This window comes from Botryobacter ruber (genome assembly GCF_003347595.2).
Classification (GTDB): Bacteria; Bacteroidota; Bacteroidia; order Cytophagales; family Hymenobacteraceae; genus Pontibacter; species Pontibacter ruber_A.
On the sequence record NZ_QCZK02000049.1, the window covers coordinates 86,266 to 106,173 of the forward strand.

General features: G+C 51.5%; 15 protein-coding genes. 9 read left to right on the forward strand and 6 right to left on the reverse strand.

Annotated features, from left to right (window positions below; translation table 11 throughout):
• Positions 1–65 precede the first annotated feature (65 nt).
• The gene (locus DCW36_RS15910) at positions 66–5,501 is read left to right on the forward strand and encodes an alpha-2-macroglobulin family protein (protein ID WP_114781259.1); all 5,436 of its coding nucleotides are present in this window, start codon (positions 66–68) and stop codon (positions 5,499–5,501) included.
• A gap of 112 nt (positions 5,502–5,613) precedes the next feature.
• On the opposite strand, the gene DCW36_RS15915 is transcribed toward DCW36_RS15910, so the two are convergent.
• The 4 genes from DCW36_RS15915 to DCW36_RS15930 form a co-directional block, all read right to left on the reverse strand.
• Positions 5,614–6,471: an MBL fold metallo-hydrolase gene (locus tag DCW36_RS15915; RefSeq protein ID WP_114781260.1), complete on the reverse strand. Its 858-nt coding sequence runs from the start codon at positions 6,469–6,471 to the stop codon at positions 5,614–5,616.
• 164 nt (positions 6,472–6,635) lie between these two features.
• Complete coding sequence (locus tag DCW36_RS15920; RefSeq protein WP_114781261.1) at positions 6,636–7,316, reverse strand: TetR/AcrR family transcriptional regulator; 681 nt, start codon at positions 7,314–7,316, stop codon at positions 6,636–6,638.
• An 8-nt stretch (positions 7,317–7,324) separates the two neighbouring features.
• Positions 7,325–7,963, reverse strand: coding sequence for a carbonic anhydrase family protein (locus DCW36_RS15925; protein WP_114781262.1), 639 nt, complete (start codon positions 7,961–7,963; stop codon positions 7,325–7,327).
• A gap of 111 nt (positions 7,964–8,074) precedes the next feature.
• The gene (locus DCW36_RS15930) at positions 8,075–9,640 is read right to left on the reverse strand and encodes a SulP family inorganic anion transporter (protein WP_114781263.1); all 1,566 of its coding nucleotides are present in this window, start codon (positions 9,638–9,640) and stop codon (positions 8,075–8,077) included.
• Positions 9,641–9,984: 344 nt separating this feature from the next.
• On the opposite strand from DCW36_RS15930, the gene DCW36_RS15935 reads away from it, so the two are divergent.
• From DCW36_RS15935 to DCW36_RS15950, 4 genes are all read left to right on the forward strand, one after another.
• Entirely contained in the window at positions 9,985–10,605 is a 621-nt protein-coding gene (locus DCW36_RS15935; protein ID WP_114781264.1) for a hypothetical protein, read from the forward strand.
• 311 nt (positions 10,606–10,916) lie between these two features.
• Complete coding sequence (locus DCW36_RS15940) at positions 10,917–11,933, forward strand: SDR family oxidoreductase (RefSeq protein ID WP_114781265.1); 1,017 nt, start codon at positions 10,917–10,919, stop codon at positions 11,931–11,933.
• Positions 11,934–12,050: 117 nt separating this feature from the next.
• Entirely contained in the window at positions 12,051–12,617 is a 567-nt protein-coding gene (locus DCW36_RS15945; protein WP_114781266.1) for a vitamin K epoxide reductase family protein, read from the forward strand.
• Positions 12,618–12,619: 2 nt separating this feature from the next.
• Complete coding sequence (locus DCW36_RS15950) at positions 12,620–13,003, forward strand: SPW repeat protein (RefSeq protein ID WP_114781267.1); 384 nt, start codon at positions 12,620–12,622, stop codon at positions 13,001–13,003.
• A gap of 116 nt (positions 13,004–13,119) precedes the next feature.
• Here the strand turns inward: DCW36_RS15950 and DCW36_RS15955 are convergent, their stop codons facing one another.
• Together DCW36_RS15955 and DCW36_RS15960 are read right to left on the reverse strand one after the other, a co-directional pair.
• The gene (locus DCW36_RS15955; protein WP_114781268.1) at positions 13,120–13,416 is read right to left on the reverse strand and encodes a DUF3303 family protein; all 297 of its coding nucleotides are present in this window, start codon (positions 13,414–13,416) and stop codon (positions 13,120–13,122) included.
• A 232-nt stretch (positions 13,417–13,648) separates the two neighbouring features.
• Positions 13,649–14,593 carry an NADP-dependent oxidoreductase gene (locus DCW36_RS15960; RefSeq protein WP_114781269.1) on the reverse strand — a complete coding sequence of 315 codons (945 nt, stop codon included), beginning with the start codon at positions 14,591–14,593 and terminating at the stop codon, positions 13,649–13,651.
• A gap of 249 nt (positions 14,594–14,842) precedes the next feature.
• On the opposite strand from DCW36_RS15960, the gene msrA reads away from it, so the two are divergent.
• The 4 genes from msrA to DCW36_RS15980 all read left to right on the forward strand — a co-directional run bounded on the left by msrA (position 14,843) and on the right by DCW36_RS15980 (position 19,887).
• Entirely contained in the window at positions 14,843–15,391 is a 549-nt protein-coding gene (msrA, locus tag DCW36_RS15965) for a peptide-methionine (S)-S-oxide reductase MsrA (protein WP_114781347.1), read from the forward strand.
• A 167-nt stretch (positions 15,392–15,558) separates the two neighbouring features.
• On the forward strand, positions 15,559–15,993 hold the full coding sequence (locus DCW36_RS15970; protein ID WP_114781270.1) for a hypothetical protein: 435 nt from the start codon (positions 15,559–15,561) through the stop codon (positions 15,991–15,993).
• Positions 15,994–16,433: 440 nt separating this feature from the next.
• The gene (locus tag DCW36_RS15975) at positions 16,434–17,312 is read left to right on the forward strand and encodes an alpha/beta fold hydrolase (RefSeq protein ID WP_114781271.1); all 879 of its coding nucleotides are present in this window, start codon (positions 16,434–16,436) and stop codon (positions 17,310–17,312) included.
• Between the two features lie 322 nt (positions 17,313–17,634).
• Positions 17,635–19,887 (forward strand): glycoside hydrolase family 20 protein, encoded by a 2,253-nt coding sequence (locus DCW36_RS15980; protein WP_164891159.1) that lies wholly within the window; start codon positions 17,635–17,637, stop codon positions 19,885–19,887.
• Positions 19,888–19,908: the final 21 nt, after the last annotated feature.

Consider the following 19,908-nt stretch of genomic DNA (forward strand, 5'->3'; position numbering starts at 1 on the left):
AGGCTGTATTTTCTCCTGAACAATTTGTAAGTTTAGTTAACAGAAACGTCCTTTTCCTTGCCACTATGAATCCCAGACCCGTAGCCTTTACCTTACCTGTTGCAGCTCAGTTACTTTGCCTGCTTGTTCTGCTGTTTACGTATGGCTGCGGCGGGAAAAGCGATGAGCTGCAGCTCACCAACCGGAACTTTGAGCAGGAAATTGCGCGGGAGCAGAACCTGGTGTTTACCTTTGATAAGGAACTGGTTCCCGCCACGCAACTGAACAAGTGGGACACCACCGCTTACCTCCTCTTTACACCAAGGGTAAAAGGCCGCTACAAATGGTCCGCTCCGAATGAACTGGTGTTTTCTCCGGCACAACCCTTTGCTCCCGCCACCGATTACCAGGCCGAGCTGACGGAAAAGCTGCTGCAGCATTCCGAAACCAAATACAAGATACCTGCAGGCCAGGGCTTTACCTTTCACACGCCTTACATACAGCTGACTACAGCCAAAGGCTACTGGACCGAGAACCCCAACAAACCCGACCAGCTGGAGGCAAACCTGGCGCTGAATTTTAATTACCCCGTGGCTGCCAGTGCCTTGCGCGACCTGCTGCACGTGTACCAGGGGAATACCGCACTGCCGTTAGAGCTGGTCAGCAGCGATCAGGATGGGATCACGTTTAAGCTAAAAGAATCATTTGCAGGCGAAGAAGATGCCATTCCGCTGACGGTCCGGGTAAAAGAAGGGCTGACTACGGCAGGTAGCAATTACCAGTCGGGGCAGGAGTTGGAGACGGTGGTGGAGCTGCCCAGCCGTAAACGGATGCAGGTTTCGGAAGTGTCTACGGCTTTGGAGGATGGGCAGAAGCGGGTGTACGTGCTCACGACACAGCCTGTCCAGAACCAGGACCTGCACCAGCTGATCAGCATTCGTCCGCGGGCTGAGTTCAGTGTGGAGCGGCTGGAGAACGGGATGGTGCTGAGCGGTGACTTTGAAGAAAGCCAGACCTACACCCTCACCATCTCCGAAAATCTGAGCGGCGTGACGGGCCGGCAAATGGGCCAGCGCTACCAGCACCCCTTCTCCTTCCAAATGCTGGAGCCCGATGTGTCGTTTGTGAACAGCAAGAGCATTTACCTGAGCAGCCAGGGCAACCGGAACATCGCCCTCAACCTGGTGCAGGTGCCCCGCATCAAAGTCTCCATTGGCCGCATTTACGAGAACAACATCCTCCGCTACCTCTGGGAAGGCAAACATTACGACGGCTACTACGACCGCGAAGCCGAAGAATACTACGAAACCTCCGAATACCCGGTAAACGAAACGAACGGCAACACGATCTTCGAAAAAGAATACGACACCAAAAGCCTCCGCAAACAGGGCAATGCCCACCTGCTGCACCTCGATCTGAACGACCTTGACTTCGACAGCCGTTTCAAAGGCCTGTATGTGCTGACGGTGGAGAGCACGGAGAAAAACTGGCTGAAAGATTCCAAAATTATTTCGGTTTCCGATATTGGTCTCATCGTGAAGCAGGGACAAAACGATGTGCTGGTCTATGCCAACTCCATCCGGACCGCTGAGCCGCAACCGGAGGTAGAAGTCCGGTTTATCAGCACGAACAACCAGGTGATCCATACCGCCACTACCGGAACCGACGGCGTGGCGGTGTTCAGCAACATCAACCAGACGGCTCCCGATTTCAAAGTTGGAATGATCACCGCCCGCCACGGCCACGACTTCACTTACCTGCCCTACAGCCAGACGGAAGTGAATACCTCCCGCTTTGAAGTTGGTGGCAAACGCATGAGCGGCGTTAACTACGATGCCTTTATCTACGGCGACCGCGACCTCTACCGTCCCGGCGATACGGTGCATGTGAATACGGTCGTGCGAACGCCGGAACTTGAAACGGTAGCCGGCCTGCCCATCAAACTGAAGCTCCTGCTGCCCAACGGCAAAGAATACCGCAGCGCCAAAGGCAAGCTGAACAAGGAAGGCGCCAGCGAAGCTACCTTCTACTTACCTCCTGCCGCCGTTACCGGTACCTATACCCTGGAAGTGTATTCGGGTAACGATGTGCTCCTGAATTCTCGCAAGATTGGCGTGGAAGAATTTATCCCCGACCGCCTGAAAGTAACCACTATCCTAAACAAAACCGCTTTTGAACCAGGGGAGCAGCTGGTGGCAAAACTGACGGCGCAGAATCTGTTTGGTCCGCCGGCAGCAGGGCGCGACTACGAGATGCAGCTCAGCCTGAAAAAGAAATCCTTCGAAGCAAAACGCTACCCGGACTACAACTTTGAAATTAAGACTTCAGGCTCAGTTAATATCCAGAACAGTGTGCGCCAGGGCCGGACAGATGCCAGCGGGCAAAGCGAAGAGAAATTCGAACTAACCGGCTACAGCGACATCGGCTTGTTGGATGGCTCGCTTTATACGACGGTGCTTGATGAATCGGGACGTCCTGTGAACCGGCTGAGCAAAATTGACCTGAGCACACAAGAGGCCTTTTATGGTATCAAAGACTTTGATGCTTACGTGAGCACCCGTAAGCAGCTGAACATTCCGCTCCTGGCCCTGAACCGCAAGGGGCAGCCAATTGCCGCCAAAGCACAGGTACAGCTGGTGCGGTATACGTACGAGTCGGTGGTGTCGCGGCACAGGGACCGGTACAACTACAATTCGCAGCGCAAAGAGAATGTGGTGAGAAGCAGCATCGTCAGCATTCCGGCTTCGGGCGCTGTTTTCAAATTTACACCGGTTACTTCCGGTGAGTATGAGCTGCGGGTGATGCGACCGGGGGCAAGCAATTACGTGGCGCAATCTTTTTACGCCTACGGCTGGGGCGATACCGAAAGCACCTCCTTCGAGGTAAACACCGAAGGCGAAGTGGATATTGCCTTTGACAAGGAATCGTATGAGGTGGGCGACGAGGCGAAGATACTCTTTAAAGCGCCGTTTGCAGGCAAGCTGCTGGTAACAGTGGAGCGCGAGCGGGTGCTCAGCCACTTCTACCTCGAAACAGATAAAAAGGCTGCTTCCATCTCCCTTCCTATCAAAGACGAACACTTACCGACAGCTTACATTACCGCCACCGCCTTGCGCCCGGTAAAAGACAATAACATGCCCCTCACCATCGCCCGTGGCTTTAAGCCACTGACCGTCACCAAAAAATCCACGCAGCTGCCTGTCGTTATCACGTCACCGGAAGTTTCCCGTTCGAAGCAGACGCAGCTGGTAACAATTAAAACCACGCCGGACACAGAGGTAACGCTGGCGGTGGTGGATGAGGGCATTCTGCAGCTGAAGGATTACAAAACGCCCGATCCGCACGGTTTCTTTTACCAGAAGCGGGCGCTGGAGGTAAACACCTATGACCTGTACCCCTTCCTGTTCCCGGAGTTGGGCAGCAGCCGCTCCAGCGTTGGTGGCGACGGCTATGACCTGTCCAAACGTATCAATCCGCTCACATCCAAACGCGTGAAGCTGGTGTCGTTGTGGAGCGGGCACCTGCGCACCAACAGCAACGGCGAAGCAACTGTTCGGGTAAAAATCCCGGAATTCTCAGGCGCCGTCCGGCTGATGGCCGTTGCTTACAACGACAAGGCTTTTGGCGCTGCGGATAAAATGATGCGCGTTTCCGACCCGGTGGTGATCAGTGCCGGGCTGCCCCGGTTTTTGAGTCCACGGGATACGCTGCTGGTGCCGGTAACGCTGAGCAATACCACCGCCACCAAAGCCTCGGCGGCCAGTTCCATTGCGGTAACAGGTCCGCTGCGCGTGGTGGGAACGGCGGCGCAGTCGGCGAGCATCGGCGCTAATTCCGAGGCGCAGGTGGTTTACAAGCTGGTCGCGCAGCCTGCTATCGGGCAGGCCTCGGTGAAAGTTGCCGTAAAAGCTTTGGGCGAGCTGTTCAGCAGCAGCACTGACATTTCGGTTCGTCCTGCTGCGCCGCTGGTGAAAAAGACAGGAGCCGGCGCGCTGCAAAATGCCGCCACCGCCGAGATCAAACCGGAGCACGACTTCATTCCTTCATCTGTCTCCTCGAAACTGGTGGTCAGCAGTTCGCCCCTGGTGCAGTTCACCGACGACATTACCTACCTGCTCCGTTACCCGCACGGTTGCCTGGAACAAACCACTTCCACGGCTTTCCCGCTGCTGTATTACACGGACCTGGCTAAGTCGCTGAACCAGGAGCAGAAAGGCCGCACCTTTAACCCGAACTACCTCGTGCAGGAGGCCATAACCAAAATTGAGCTCATGCAGCAGTACGACGGCGGCTTTACCTACTGGCCCGGCGCCGCCAACACCGTCTGGTGGAGCAGCGCCTACGCTACGCATTTCCTGCTGGAGGCCCGCAAAGCCGGCTTCCCGGTAAGCAACCCGGTGCTGGACAAGGCACTGGTGTACCTGCAGCGCAAGGTGAAAGGCAAAGGCATGGAAGAATACCACTACTACGACGCCAGCCGTCAACTGAAAAGCAAATACATCGCCTCCCGCGAAACAGTTTACTCGCTCTACGTGCTGGGCCTGGCCGGTAAAACCGACTGGGCCACGATGAACTACTACAAAGCAAAACCGGACCTGCTCTCGCGGGATGCGCGCTACATGCTGGCCAGTACCTACGCCCTGAATGGTCGCCGCGAAAGCTTCAACCAGCTGCTCCCTAATTCCTTCGACAGCGAAATCTCGGTGCGGGCGCTGGACGGCAGTTTCTATTCGCCCATGCGCGACATGGCGATTTCGCTCAACAGTTTGCTGGAAGCGGACGCAGGTCATCCGCAGGTGGGCACTTTGTCGCGGCACCTCTCGCAGGAGTTGAAAACGGGCCGCTGGTTTAATACGCAGGAACGGGCATTTGCGCTGATGGCGCTGGGAAAAATGGCAAGTAAAAGTGCCGGCAGCCAGTCGGCGAAGGTGTACCATGACGGGAAGCAGGTAGCCACGTATTCCGGCAAAGATTTGTCGCTGCACAACAGCCTGAACCGCGGCGACATCAGCATCCGGAGCAATGGCAAAGGCAACCTGTATTATTTCTGGGAAGTGGAAGGCATCAGCCAGAGCGGCAGCTATAAAGAAGAAGACAATTACCTGAAAGTGCGCAAAGCCTACTTCGACCGCAACGGGCGCCAGATCACCAGCAACAGCTTTAAGCAGAACGACCTGGTGGTGGTGCGCATCGCGCTGCAGTCGCTTGACGGGCGCAACATCCCGAACGTAGCCATCACGGACTTACTGCCGGCAGGATTCGAAATCGAGAACCCGCGCCTGATGACGCCCCGTGAGTTTCAGTGGCTGAAGGAGCACAACCCCGCCACTCCCGACCACCTCGACATCCGCGACGACCGCATCCACCTCTACACCACCGCCCGCCCCAAAGAGCAGGTGTTCTTTTACCAGGTGCGTGCCGTAACCAAAGGTGATTTCCAGGCCGGACCTGTAGGTGCTGATGCGATGTATAATGCCGAGTACCATTCCTATCATGGCGCTGGTGAAGTAAGGGTGCGATGAGAGTTAAAATTTTTGAGATATGTAGGGGCGAACCCACGTGTTCGCCCCATCCACAATCCCAAAAAAAATTGATAACCCAGGCACACCGGTAAAACACCTAGAACAGCCACTCCTAAATCATTTCCGGGAACAATTGCAGCTGCCGGGGCTTTTCTGCTCCTGCCACCATAGCCACTGCTGCTGCTTTTGAGGCCGGAACGTGGGTACAGCTGATGTTAAAGACCGGCGTCTCCTCGAACCTTGAGGCTACTACCACGGCAGTGCCGGAAGCGTGTGTTGTAAAAAGCTCCTGCACCAGCTTGGGGCAGTTGTTGTCTTTGGAAAGGTGCGACAGCAGCACGTGGCTCATAAACTCGGGTTTGCAAGCCGTGAACAAGGCCAGCGCCTGCCGGTTGGATAAATGGCCCCTCCCACCCCGGATACGCTTTTTGAGGTAGTACGGGTAGTGTCCGCGCTCCAGCAGTTCCTCATCGTAATTGGCTTCCAGGAAAGCGGCATGGCATTGGCTTAAATGCCGCATTACGTGGTCGCAGGGCGCGCCGATGTCGGTAAACACCCCCACGTTTGTTCCACCGCACGACACCATGAAACTATGCGGGTCAGCTGCATCATGAAACTTGGGAAAAGCCGTAACCGTCAGGTGGCCGATCTGCACCGGCTCATGTGCCTGAAACGGCAGCACCTCCACCTGCTCCAGGTCCAGCCGCGAATAACGGTAGGTTTCCGGCGTGATGTATACCGGCAGCCTATACTTCTTTGCCAGCACCGGGATGCCTTTGATGTGGTCGGAATGCTCGTGCGATACGAAAATGGCTTTTACTTTGTGCATCGACAGCCCGAGGCGCTTCATGCGTCTTTCCGTTTCGCGGCACGAAATGCCTGCATCCACCAGCACCGCCTCCCGCTCGTTGCCAATGTAATAGCAGTTCCCGTTACTTCCTGAATTTAATGAGGTGATGTACAGTTGCATAAGAGCTGCAAAGTAACAAAATTAAGGGGGCTTCTTTTCTTTTTTTCTCCAGAAATAGTACAGGCTATAGTAGCAGACCAAATAGTACTTACCCCAGTTCCATAAACCATTCCCGTTGTCATTCGTTCGGGATGACAACGGGGAGTGGTTTTTTAAGGAACAGGTTATTTTTGGATGGTTTTGAACACCATGTCGGTCAGGAACTCGACCAACTGTTCATCCTTACTATCCGAAATATTGGTAAGCGAAGGCAAATGCAGCGAAAAAAACTTCTGGTAATGAGAGGTCTCAGCTACAGTAGAAACCAACGACGCAGGATATTTATAGGTTGGGTTAATTTCTTTGATAATGGCTGTAACACGTTTGCAAAAACGCTTAAAGCTGAAAAAGAAACCTTCCCGGTTGTTGTCGTCCACCTCTTTGGTCAGGTACACCTTCGCCGATTCCGATACGACTATCCGTTGCAGCGTTACCTCGTCCACATGCTCAAAGTCCATGTCGAGCTCTACTTTGCCGGCCAGCAGGGCAATGGCAATCTTTAACCGTTCTGCTGCCGACGAAATATTGTTGGTTGCAAATACCAGGCGGTACTCCAGCCAGCTCCAGTACCAGGAAATCAGGTAAGAGAGCAGCATGTGCTTGCTCTCGAAGTAGCGGTAAATGGTAGCTTCTGTTGTCCCGATTTTCTCAGCAAGCTTTTTGAACGTAAAAGACTCCAGCCCCAGCTCGTCCAGCAGCAGGATGCTGTGCTTTACTATCTGCCGGCCCTTCTCCGACGTTTCAGGATCTTTCAGGTATACTTTTTCATCAACCTTAATCTTAATATTTGCCAGAAAGTTTCTCATTAAATGCGTTAGTTTAATTGAAGGGAGTGATCATAGAAATCCACTACCCCTGTTTCAACATCGTACATGCCGCCAATAATTCCGATCTCTCCGTTTTTGATCATCTCCTTAATGATGCTGCTCCTGCCGGTTACTTCATCAATCATGTTGTGCACGTTCTTTTCGGCCACCAGCTGCACGAATTCCGCATTTTTAGAGTTCTTTTCCCCCTCGTACTTCAGATCTTCTATCGCAGGCTTAATCTTGTTTATCAGCCCGGTCAGGTAGCCCAGTTTTACATCGTCGCAGGCTCCTTTAATGGCGCCGCAGTTGGTGTGGCCCAATACCACAACCAGCTTGGAACCGGCCACCTTGCAGGCAAATTCCATACTGCCCAGGATGTCTTCGTTCACAATATTTCCGGCAATCCGTGCACTGAAGATGTCGCCAAGGCCCTGGTCAAAAATAAGCTCTGCTGATGTCCTGGAGTCGATGCAGCTCAACACAATAGCAAAGGGATGCTGGCCCTGCGAGGTTTCGTTTACCTGCTGCAACAGGTTTCGGTTGTACTTCAGGTTGCTTACAAATCGTTTGTTTCCTTCTTTTAACAGCTCAATAGCTTTTTCGGGGGTTAGTTGCTCCAGGAGCTCTTTGGTTAGTGTGCGCATTTTCTGTGTGTTATATGTTTATATTTTTTTCTGGTTTTAGATTTTATTTGCTGCAGCAGCCACCATACCCGCTGCTGCAGTCAAGCTGCGTTGTATTTTGCCCCTACACTGTCAGAGTATCATTTTTTCGTCCTTTATCTTTTCGGTATCGGCTACTTCTTTTACCGTGAGGTTAATATTTTTTCTTTTGGCTGTTTCCTTAAAATCATCAATCACTTCGTGCACGTCGGGGTCGATGTAGGCCGATTTTGAAACATCAATTTCCAGGTCCACATTCTCCGGCAGCTTTCGTAAGGTCTGCATAATTTCCCCTTTGTTCAGGAAAGAAATTTCCTCCGCCAAAATCATATAATACTTCTCTTTGCCGGCAGGCGCTTTATCTTTGTAGAGGTAGTGCGATACTTTGTAGTGGTTCCGCAGCAAAATGATAATGGCCACTGCCATGCCGATACCGATACCGGTAAGCAGGTCGGTAAACACGATGGCGACGATGGTGATCACGAAGGGCAGGAACTGGCTATAGCCTTTCCGGTACATACTCATGAACAGCGCCGGCTTCGCCAGTTTATACCCCACCACGATCAGGATGGCAGCCAGGCTGGCCAGTGGTATCATGTTCAGCAAACCCGGGATAAAGATAACACTGCCCAGGATGAGCAGCCCGTGTATCAACGAAGAAAGTTTGGTTTTACCACCCGATTGGATGTTGGCAGAGCTCCTGACAATCACCTGCGTCACAGGCAGTCCGCCGATCAAACCGGATACCATGTTGCCTACCCCTTGCGCCACCAGCTCCCTGTTGGCCGGGCTGATGCGTTTATAAGGATCCAGCTTGTCTGTCGCTTCGAGGCACAGCAGGGTTTCGAGACTGGCAACTATTGCGATGGTACCAGCTGTAAACAGCACCTCATAGGTAAACACACGGCTGAAGTCCGGGAACGTGAACTGCTGCAGAAAGCCGCTGAACGATTCGGCCTCCGGTAACTCCACCATATGATTGGCGGCCAGCACAAATTGCGGATAATTCGCCAGAAAGAACTGCTGAAGCAGAATGCCCAGCACTACCACCACCAGCGGCCCCTGTATCAGCTGAAAAATCTTATGCTTTTTTGTAAGTACCTGGTCCCACAGGATCAGGATAACCAGCGACAACAAACTGATAATGACAGCGCCGGGCGTAATAAACTCCACAGCCCTGAACAGCTCTGAAAAAGTAGTATTTCCATCAGGCTGCATAAAGTTAAGATCTCCTTCATAATCGGCATCATACCCAAAGGCATGCGGAATCTGCTTTAAGATGATGATAACCCCAATACCCGCCAGCATCCCTTTGATAACTGAAACCGGGAAATAATAGCCGATGCTCCCGGCCCTTAGAAATCCGAGGGCAAACTGTATAGCACCACCCACTACAACTGCAGCCAGGAATACTTCATAGCTCCCGAGGCTCTGGATGGCCTGCAACACAATCACAGCCAACCCGGCGGCCGGCCCGCTCACACCCAGCTGTGAGCCACTGATCAGGGTGACCACAATACCCCCTACAAATCCGGCAATAATACCGGCAAAGAGCGGCGCCCCGGAAGCCATCGCAATTCCAAGGCACAACGGCACAGCCACCAGGAAAACTACTAGTCCTGACGGCAAATCATGTTTAAATTCTTTCAGGCTTATCATAGGCAAACAATCTATTAGGAATACATAATAAAACGATAGCATTACTATAGCGTTACAATGTAAACATAATATTTAAAAAGGAACCCTCCTCTCCTGTATTTTTTTGATCTTTCTCTGTCGCCAACATTCAGCAGCCCAGGGTCGCCTTGCGGGCATTTATAATATAAACCAAAGAAAACAAGCCAGTTACAAACGTTTTTTTGAAGTTATGGTTGCGCATAAATTGACCTTGTTTTTTTCAGCGCAAATTTTCCGGATTGGCAAAGTACTAACTAACATATGTAATAAAAGGCCGTATGAGACTTAGTTGAAGCACACACCAGTGCTAAAAATTAAATGGAATTATGGGACTAAAAGACATCGTAAATAAGATAAAGCAGGAAGTGAAAGTAGTGCAGGGTGAAGAAACGAAAGACAAGGTTTTCACCAACGAGAATGTTTTTCCTGACGAAGCAACCGCTGAAAAAGAGTTTGAGCGGGCAAAGCAAAAACTGTTTGATGTAAACAACTGGTCAAACATAGAGGGTCTAACCTCCACGTTTGAACTGTACGACGAGCGGGGACATAAAACCACGGCCATCCCCAGGGTGGGTTACTACATCAACATCATCCTTCCGGCATCTCAGATAGAGAACTGGGTGCAGATAAGCGAAGTAAATACAGACAAGGAGGTAGCCGAGTTTGTGGTACACCCCAGCGAAAAGCCCCGGCAACTTACAGAAGAAGAAGTGGTCGAACATTTCTTTATTAAAGAAGCAAGCAGTACGTTCCGGGTGAGCAGGCATGGCGCCAGGCTGGTAGCCTACGAAATTGGCAAAAATGAAGGCATCAATAACCAGGGCGAAGAGGCCGGCGACCGGGCTGTCCTCAATACCCTCATTTCGGAAGGAGGCTGGGCTGGTCTGCAGGACCTTCAATGGGACAACCTCACCCGCTACCTCGTGCACCTCACCGAACTGAAATAAGATAATTTTTTCAGCCGGTTCGTTCTGCTGACTGACCTTAACGAACCGGCTGCTTATTTTACGCCTACCGCCACCACCGGCAGCATTTGCCAAAACACCTGTTTCTTATATTCCCCAGGCTCCTTCCCCTTCCTTAAATGGCATAGCACCTGTTCCAGGTAAAAAGATATCAACTCCCCCGTCTACATCTTTTTATTTTTCATATCTCTTTGTTTACCAACATATTACCATCACTTACTGTAGTAACCGTTAAACCCTCTGCTGCTGCTGGCGTAACACCCCTTTAAGAATGTGCATCAAAATCAGAAACTATGAGCAACAATAACACTGACCGCAAAGGAGTGGTAGTCATAACAGGTGCTTCGGCAGGCCTGGGCAGGGCGATTGCCCGCACGTTTGCCCGCAACGGGTACGATGTTTCGCTGTTGGCCCGGGGGCTGGACGGTCTGAAAGGCGCGCAGAAAGAAATTGAAGCCATGGGCCGGAAGGCGGTATATTTCCAGGTTGATGTAGCGGACGCAAAGGCTGTGGAGGATGCTGCAGCAAAAACCGAAGAGCAGCTGGGGCCCATTGATGTGTGGGTTAACAATGCCATGAACAGTGTGTTCAGCCCCATCAAGGAAATGGAGCCCGACGACTACAAACGCGTAACGGAAGTAACTTACCTCGGGCAGGTTTACGGAACGCTGTCGGCCCTCAAGCGCATGCTCCCACGCGACAAAGGTTCGATTGTGCTGGTGGGGTCTGCCCTCGCCTATCGCGGCATTCCGCTGCAGTCGGCTTACTGCGCCTCGAAGCATGCCACCGAAGGCTTTTTCGACTCGCTGCGCACCGAGCTCATGCACGATAAAAGCAATGTGCGGGCATCCATGGTGCAGCTGCCGGCCATGAACACCACCCAGTTCGGATTTGTGAAAAGCAGGCTGCCCAACAAACCCCGCCCCATGGGCACCATCTACCAGCCCGAGATTGCGGCAGAAGTGATTTTGTATGCCGCCGAGCATGACCGCGATGAAATAGATGTAGGGTGGTCTACCATGAAGGCGGTGATCGGGAATAAAATAGCACCATGGTATGCCGACTACGTGCTGGCAAAAACAGGTTACGACGGACAGCAAACCGACGAACCGGAAGATCCGAACCGGAAAAACAACCTCTATGAACCAATCCCCGGCGACCACGGCGCCCACGGCACGTTCGACGAGCAGGCAATCGACTTCAGTCCGCAGGTCTGGATGAACCTGCACCGCAAGGAGCTGCTGTCTACGGCCCTCGCTTTTACGGGTGTCATGTTGTTAGGCAGCTGGCTGAAAAAATACATCGATTAGAGCTTCTGCACCCGTCACCACAGCCTCACCTGCACAAGCAGCCTGGAAGGCAGGTGACCGGTACTGGCTCAACAAATAAATTGAACAGGACAGGCTGAGAACTTAAATGATTGTACCATGACGAAAGAACAGGAACAAGGTATTCCGCCCGGCTGGACCTACAACCCGGCCACCTGGGGACAACGATTGCCTATTGTAGGGTTAGCCATTGTTGGCATGATAGCCGCCGGATACCTGGGTTTATTTCAGTTAAAACTTGTACCGGAAGTGTGGGAACCGTTTTTTGGCAACGGCAGCCGGAAAATCCTGACCTCCTCTACCTCCAAAATTTTACCCATACCTGATGCCGTGCTTGGCGCCATCGGCTACCTGACCGATGCCGTAGCCGGAGCCGTGGGAGGTACAAAACGCTGGCGCACCATGCCCTGGATCGTGGTAATTTTCGGGCTGCTGGTGGGTCCGCTGGGTATGATCAGCATTCTGCTGGTGGTGTTACAGCCGGTGTTGTACGACGCCTGGTGCACCATCTGCCTCTTTACCGCGTTTATTTCGGTTATCATGATAGGACCCGCCATGGACGAAATGCTGGCCAGCATGCAATTCCTGAAGCGTGCCAAAGATGCCAAGGTGTCGCTGTGGAAAGCGTTCTGGGGATATAAAGAAGTTTTGGACAGAGTTAACTGACTATGTGGGCACAAATAATTAACGCACTGCTGGGCCTCTGGCTTATGGCAGCTCCTGCCGTACTGGGAGCCGATAAAATGATAGCCAACAACGATCATATTGTTGGCCCGCTCATTGCTTCTTTTGCCATCATCTCGTGGTGGGAAGCTACGCGGGTAGTGCGCCTCTACAACGTGCCGCTGGGCCTGTGGCTGCTGGTGGCGCCCTGGATACTTGGCTACGATAACACGACTGCTATCGTAAACGACATGCTGGTGGGGGTACTTGTGATCGGCCTGTCGTTTGTAAAAGGAAAAGTAGAAGGGAAATTTGGCGGAGGCTGGTCTGCCATCTGGAAAGAAGAGACACCACACGCGCAGGAAGCACGCCGTCAGCCACGGATATAGCTATTTCCCCGTAAAAATTATAAATGCCAATGCAGAAAACAATTGTAGCTCTGCATTGGCATTTTTTTTTAACTAACGTAAGGCAGTATTTTTCTCTCCGGTAAATTTTCTAACGCTCAGGACTTCTGTACAGCCTGCAGCCCTTTTTGTAAATCTTCCAGGTTCATAACTGGAATGAGTTCTACTTTGGCATTAAATTTTGTAAAGAATGGTTCACAGATAGACGGAATTTCAGAAGCATCTTTCATATCAAAAACCATCAGGAAAGCTCTGTTTCCGTCGTGTGCATAGAAATAAATAGCTTCCGGTTTAAATTTTTCGGTAACAGTGTTGAGGATTTCGGGAAGTGAGCCTTCTGAAATAGCTTTATTTCCTGCTGTAACTTCCATCGTAACTTTTAACATAGTGCGCATAACAATAAACTTTAAGTTGAAAAAACTACTCCATTTCCGCTTATAGGCAGCAAAAAGCTAAAAGAAGCTATCCGGTCCATCAACACTGTGCTAAAAACATACTTTAATACTTTACCAGAACCTGTTTTGCTGTATTAGTTATACGCATTGCCTTTACTTAAAGACGAAAAATATTTCTTAGTAAATTACCATTGTGATTTACCCTAAAGCGAGCAATGCAGCTGCATACAACTTACTCCACATTCACCACTATTTTCCCTCTTGTTTTGTGTGTCTCGATCTGCCGGTGGGCTTCCGGCATTTCATCAAAAGCAAAAGTATGCGAAATGTGTACTTTCAGCCGCCCGTCACGCAGCAGGTCCGTGAGTTGCTCCAGGTCCTTGCCGCTGGAATGTACCAGGTAATTTAACGTTGTGATTTTGCGCTCTTTTGCCTGTGCCTCCACAGCTTCTTTAGCACCTCCCACAATCGAGATGAGCCTGCCACCCGGTTTCAACGTTTTCAACGACTTCAGGCAGTTCTCCTCTCCCAGTGAGTCCAGCACCACATCTACATTGCGCACAACCTCCTCTACCTGCTCATTTTTATAATCTATCACCTCATCTGCTCCCAGTTCACGCAAAAAAGCATAGTTATTACCCGAAGCAGTACCAATTACGTAGCAGCCAAACGCTTTGGCAATTTGCACGGCAAAATGTCCCACGCCTCCTGCCGCCGCATGAATCAGCACCCGCTGGTCGGGCAGTATTTGTGCCTGGTGCACGAGTACCTGCCAGGCCGTTAAGGCTGCCAACGATGCTGCTGCTGCCTCCTGTAGCGAAATTTCCATGGGTTTGTGCGCCAGGTGTGCAGCAGGGGCCACTACGTACTCGGCATAGGCTTTTCCGTGCCCCGGGAAATTAACCATGCCAAACACCTCGTCGCCAACTTCAAAATTGGGCACCTCATCTCCTACGGCCATCACCTCGCCCGCTATATCCCAGCCCAGGATAACCGGAGCATCTTCCTTCAGCGAGTTGTAAAGCGCTTTCCCTGCGCGGGTTTTCGCATCAACCGGATTTACACTCACGGCTTTAACTCTGACCAATATTTCATGCTGCTTCGGGATAGGGGTTTCCAGTTCTTCTATCATAAAATTTTCAGGTCCGCCTGGCGCACGTAATACTATTGCCTTCATGTGTTTTTTTGTGTTGTTTCAGAAAAAATAGTCTGCTATCTAAAACTAAAATGCGGGCAAAAGGTTATAAAAAAGCATCCAGAGCGTGATTTCAACATCAAAATGGCTCGTAACGCTCCAGCACAGTCATCACACGTAAGCAGTACAACCCCAGGACCATACTACTTTATCCTCATTCCTGATCCTGCGTTAAAGGAAACATTGACTTTAGGTAAAATCATCTTTAAGACCAGCTTAACATAAATGAACATGGAAGATAAAACACAACAGGAAAAGAAACAGGAACTGGCCACTTTTGCAGGGGGCTGTTTCTGGTGCATGGTAAAGCCCTTTGATAAATGGCCCGGCGTGCAGAAAGTGGTATCGGGTTACACCGGTGGCGACCTGCCCAACCCCACCTACGAACAGGTATGCTCCGACACGACCGGCCACCTGGAGGCGGTACAGATCACCTTCGACCCTTCTGTCATTTCGTATAAAGAGTTGCTGGAAGTATACTGGCAACAGGTAGACCCCACCGATCCGGGTGGCCAGTTTGCCGACCGCGGGCACTCCTACGAAACCGCTATTTTCTACCACACCCCGGAGCAAAAAGAGCAGGCAGAAAAGTCGAAGCAGGAACTGGAGCAAAGCCGTCGCTTTAGCAGCCCCATCGTCACCCCCATTCTGCCGGCCAAGCCATTTTATCCCGCAGAAACGTATCACCAGGACTATTACAAAAAGAATCCGCAGCACTACGAACGCTACAGCATCGGGTCCGGCAGGCGCGGTTTTATCGAAAGGCACTGGAACAGGTAAGCTGTTACGTTGCTTTTTGATACTGAAGCTGTTACCATAGCCACTGCTCTTTACCGGAAGCACCAACAGGGCAAAACAGGTAAATGAAACGGGGCCGGATCTGAAATTGGGGATTTCTTTTGCCTATTAATCTCTATATTTACAGCCGACACTAACCAAACCGTAACATGTATACAGGAATACAGCATTTTCACTCTTACCTGACTTACCTGGTGCTTTTAGGGGTGCTCATCAGCTTTGGTGCCGCCCTGGCCGGCTTAGCCGGTTCCAAACCCTTTACCGAGAAGGATCGAAAGATGGGCCTGTTCGGGCTTATCCCGGCTCACCTGCAGGGCGTACTGGGCATTATTTTGTACTTCGTATCGCCGCTCGGACTTTCAAATGCATCAGGTGCAGCCATGAAAGATTCCATCTCCAGGCTCTATATGCTGGAGCACCCGCTTACCATGATCATTGCCCTCGTGCTGATTACGATAGGCTATTCCCGCTCCAAGCGCCTGGCTACTGACAGCAAACGCTATAAGAGCATTGCCATTTTCTATGGCATCGCACTGGTGCTCATCCTGATCCGTATTCCGTGGCATGCCTGGCCTGGAAACTGATTGCCTGGTCAAGTAACCTTAACGAAAACCTGCTGTCCCTGCGCTTTGCCTGGTACAGCAGGTTTTCTGCTTTTGTGGCACCTCTTCAACTTTTACAACCAGCATTTATCCATTTCCATTAATAGTAAGGCTGCTACTTTATTTAGAGCATGTTTAAACTTTGCCTTTCGTGCTGCAAATTGCCCATAAAGGAACCTGACTTCACATTTTTTTCGCCCCATAGCGCTGCTATGACGCTCAAAAACTGTTTTGTCAGAACCCTTTCTGAACAATTTTCGCTTACAAAAGCAAAATTTAAACATACTCTTATTTTGGTAGCCTAAGGCAAACTTTTCAAGTTAAATAAAAGTAAGTGCTGTGTAGTTAGCGTTCTATTTCAACTGCAGCTTGCGGAAATATATAGGGTATGCCTGCGAGCGTTACCTGTTAAACCAAAGTTTATGCCTGCTCCTGTTTCGGTAGAAGATGTAATTGAACAGCACAAAGCTTCCGGTAAGTTTATTGACATAAACGGAATAAACACGTTTGTCCTGGACCAGGGCGAAGGAGAGGCTGTTTTCTGCCTGCATGGGGTGCCAACTTCCTCTTTCCTGTACCGCAAAGTCCTGAAAGAACTCGCAGCCCGTGGCATGCGTGGTATTTGCATCGATCTGCCCGGCCTGGGCTTTTCCGACCGGCCGGAAGATTTTGATTATACCTTCCACAACTTCGCCCGCTTCTGTGCACATGCCGCCGAAGCGCTCGGGCTGCAGCGCTACCACCTGCTCGTGCACGACATCGGCGGCCCCATCGGGTTTGCCCTGGCCGCAGAAAACAAAGAGAAAGTCCTGTCGCTCACCATCCTGAATACCTGGATTGAGGTAGACAAATTCAAAAAGCCCCTGCCCATGCGTCCGTTCGAAGTGCCGGTGTTAGGAGAGGCAGAACTTGCGGCCATGACGCATCCCACCTGGCACCTGCTCTTCTCTACCCTGGGCGTAAAGAACGCCGGTGCCATTCCCAAAGAGGAAATTTACGCCTACGTAGACCTGCTCAAACACGAAGACGGCGGAAAAGCTTTCCTCAAGATCATGCGAAACTTTGAGAAATCGGAAGAATTTAAAAAACTTTGCTTACAGGCGGTTCAGCAGGTACCGTACCCGGTGCAGGCCATCTGGGGTGCCGATGATCCGGGCCTGACTTATGAGCGTTATGGCAAAGAGATCAAACGTGCCGCTAACCTGCCTAAAGTGCATCAGCTGGAGGCAAAGCATCTGCTGCAGGAAGAGAAAGCCGAAGAGATTGCCCAACTGGTGGTGGAGCAGGCACGCAGGCACTAAGACCTCCGATACAGGGCTGATATTATTGTAAAAAGTTGTCTGCAGCTGCTACCATTGCCTCTGCTCCTGAAAAAGAAAAAAACTGCTTCAAGTTTTCAACTTGGAGCTATCATTCCAGCAAGTTTTCAACTTGCGGGGGTATGAGAACTGATAATTCCAGCCACGAAAGCTGAAAGCTTTCATGATAGAAGCTCCAAGTTGAAAACTTGAAGCAGGCATATTTTTCCGTGTCTACAAGCAAAATTATCAGCACACCAGGTATAGGTATTAAACTTTTCAACGTTGAACCGTTAAACACAGCTGTACAAGTACTACCTAAAGAATGAGATTCCTTTTTATGCTCCTGGTGCTGCTGGCTACAACTGCCACAGCACAGGATTTTCCTATCATCCCGCAACCTGCTCACGTGCAGCCGCAGCCGGGCAACTTTACCATCACCCCAACAACCAGACTGGTGGTAACTGACGCGGAAGACAGAAAAGCAGCCGTTTTCCTGAACAACTACCTGCAGGAGTGCTACGGCATTAAACTGGCTATGGCAAGCCAGGCGACCAAAGACTTTGTACGCCTCAGCAGCCGCAGTACCACATCCGAAACCGAAGGATACAAGCTGCAGGTAGCAACGCAGGGCGTAACCATTACGGGCAATTCCCCTGTCGGCACGTTTTATGGCATGCAAACCCTGCTTCAGCTGTTGCCGGTACAGCAACAAACATCCTTAACCATTCCTGCCGTTTTGATAGAGGATGCGCCGCGCTTCCCGTACAGGGGCATGCACCTGGATGTGGCGCGGCATATCTTCCCGGTGCCGTTCCTGAAAAAGTACCTCGACTACCTGGCGCTGCACAAGATGAACTACTTCCACTGGCACCTGACCGATGACCAGGGCTGGCGCATCGAAATAAAAAAGTATCCCAACTTAACGTCCGTAGGCGCTTACCGCGCGGGCACGATAAGAGGCCGCTACCCCGGCACCGGCAACGACAACACCCGCTATGGCGGTTACTACACACAGGCAGAGGTAAAGGAAATAGTGGCCTACGCAGCAGACCGGCACATCACCGTTATTCCCGAAATCGAAATGCCTGGGCATTCGAGCGCGGCGCTGGCGGCGTATCCGTGGCTGGGCTGTCCGGGTACAGGCCCCTATAAAGTACAGGAAACCTGGGGCATTTTCCCGGATATCTACTGTGCCGGCTCCGACTCCACCTTCACGTTTCTGCAGGATGTGCTCACGGAAGTGTTGGCTCTTTTTCCCTCGAAATACATCCACATCGGCGGCGACGAAGCCCCGAAAGCCAACTGGCGGAAGTGCCCGCGCTGCCAGAAAAGAATAAAAGAAGAAGGACTGAAAAACGAAAGCGAGCTGCAGAGCTACTTTATCCACCGCATCGAAAAGTTCCTGAACAGCAAAGGCAGAACCATCATCGGCTGGGACGAAATACTGGAAGGCGGCCTGACACCTAATGCCGTCGTGATGAGCTGGCGCGGGGAACGGGGCGGCATTGCGGCTGCACGCCAGCAGCACCCCGTGATCATGACGCCCAGCAGCCACCTTTACTTCGACCACACCCAGCGCAAGCGCGAAGACTCCGTGACCATGGGCGGATACACGCCGCTGGAGAAAGTCTACAACTACAACCCGGTACCCAAAGTACTCTCTGCCGAAGAGGCAAAGTATATCCTGGGTGCCCAGGGCAACGTCTGGACGGAGTATATACAGCACCCGGAGAAGGTGGAGTATATGATCTTCCCGAGGATGAGCGCCCTCAGCGAAGTGCTCTGGGCAGCCCCTGCCAACAAAAACTTCGACGATTTTGAAAAAAGGCTGCTCACCCAGCTGCAGCGCTACCGGTTCTGGGATGCCGGCTACAGCACCGCCCACTTCGACCTAACGGCCGACGTCGCTCCTGCCCCCGGAAAAAACGGCTTGCGGGTAACTTTCGGCGCCAAAGCTCCAGGCAGTACGATTACCTACAGCCTGGCCGGGGAAAAGGCCACCCAACCCTACACAGCTCCCCTGCTGGTGCAGGAATCGCAGCAAGTTACAGCTTACCACCACCAACACAACAAGCTGAAAGATTCCATTACCCTGGATTTAAAACTGAACAAAGCCACCGGCAAGCCCATCACCATCAAAGGCTATATTTCGGAGTTTTATGCAGCAGACGGTCCCTTCACGCTCGTAAATGGCCTTGTCAATAAAACCGGCAACCGCACCCGCGAAGCCCTGGGCTTTAAAAGTGTTGACCCGCAGGTAACCATCGATTTAGGCACTGCACAGGAAATAAATACGGTAACGGTGCACACCCTCTTCGACAGCGACAGCTGGGCTTACCCTCCCCGCTTAGTCGAGGTACACGGTTCTGCAGATGGGAAAAGCTATAAAATGATTGGCAGTACAACTCCTGCAGGCCCGTTTACCGGAAAAAAAGTGCCGGTAAATGTTCGTATACCGGCTGCAAAAGCCAGGTACGTAAAAGTAGTGATAAAACAGCAACCGCGTATAGCCGAAGGAAAACCCGGTGCAGGCGAAACGCCCTGGTTGTTTGTGGATGAGGTACAGGTAGAGTAAGTAGGAATTTAGTACAAGTTA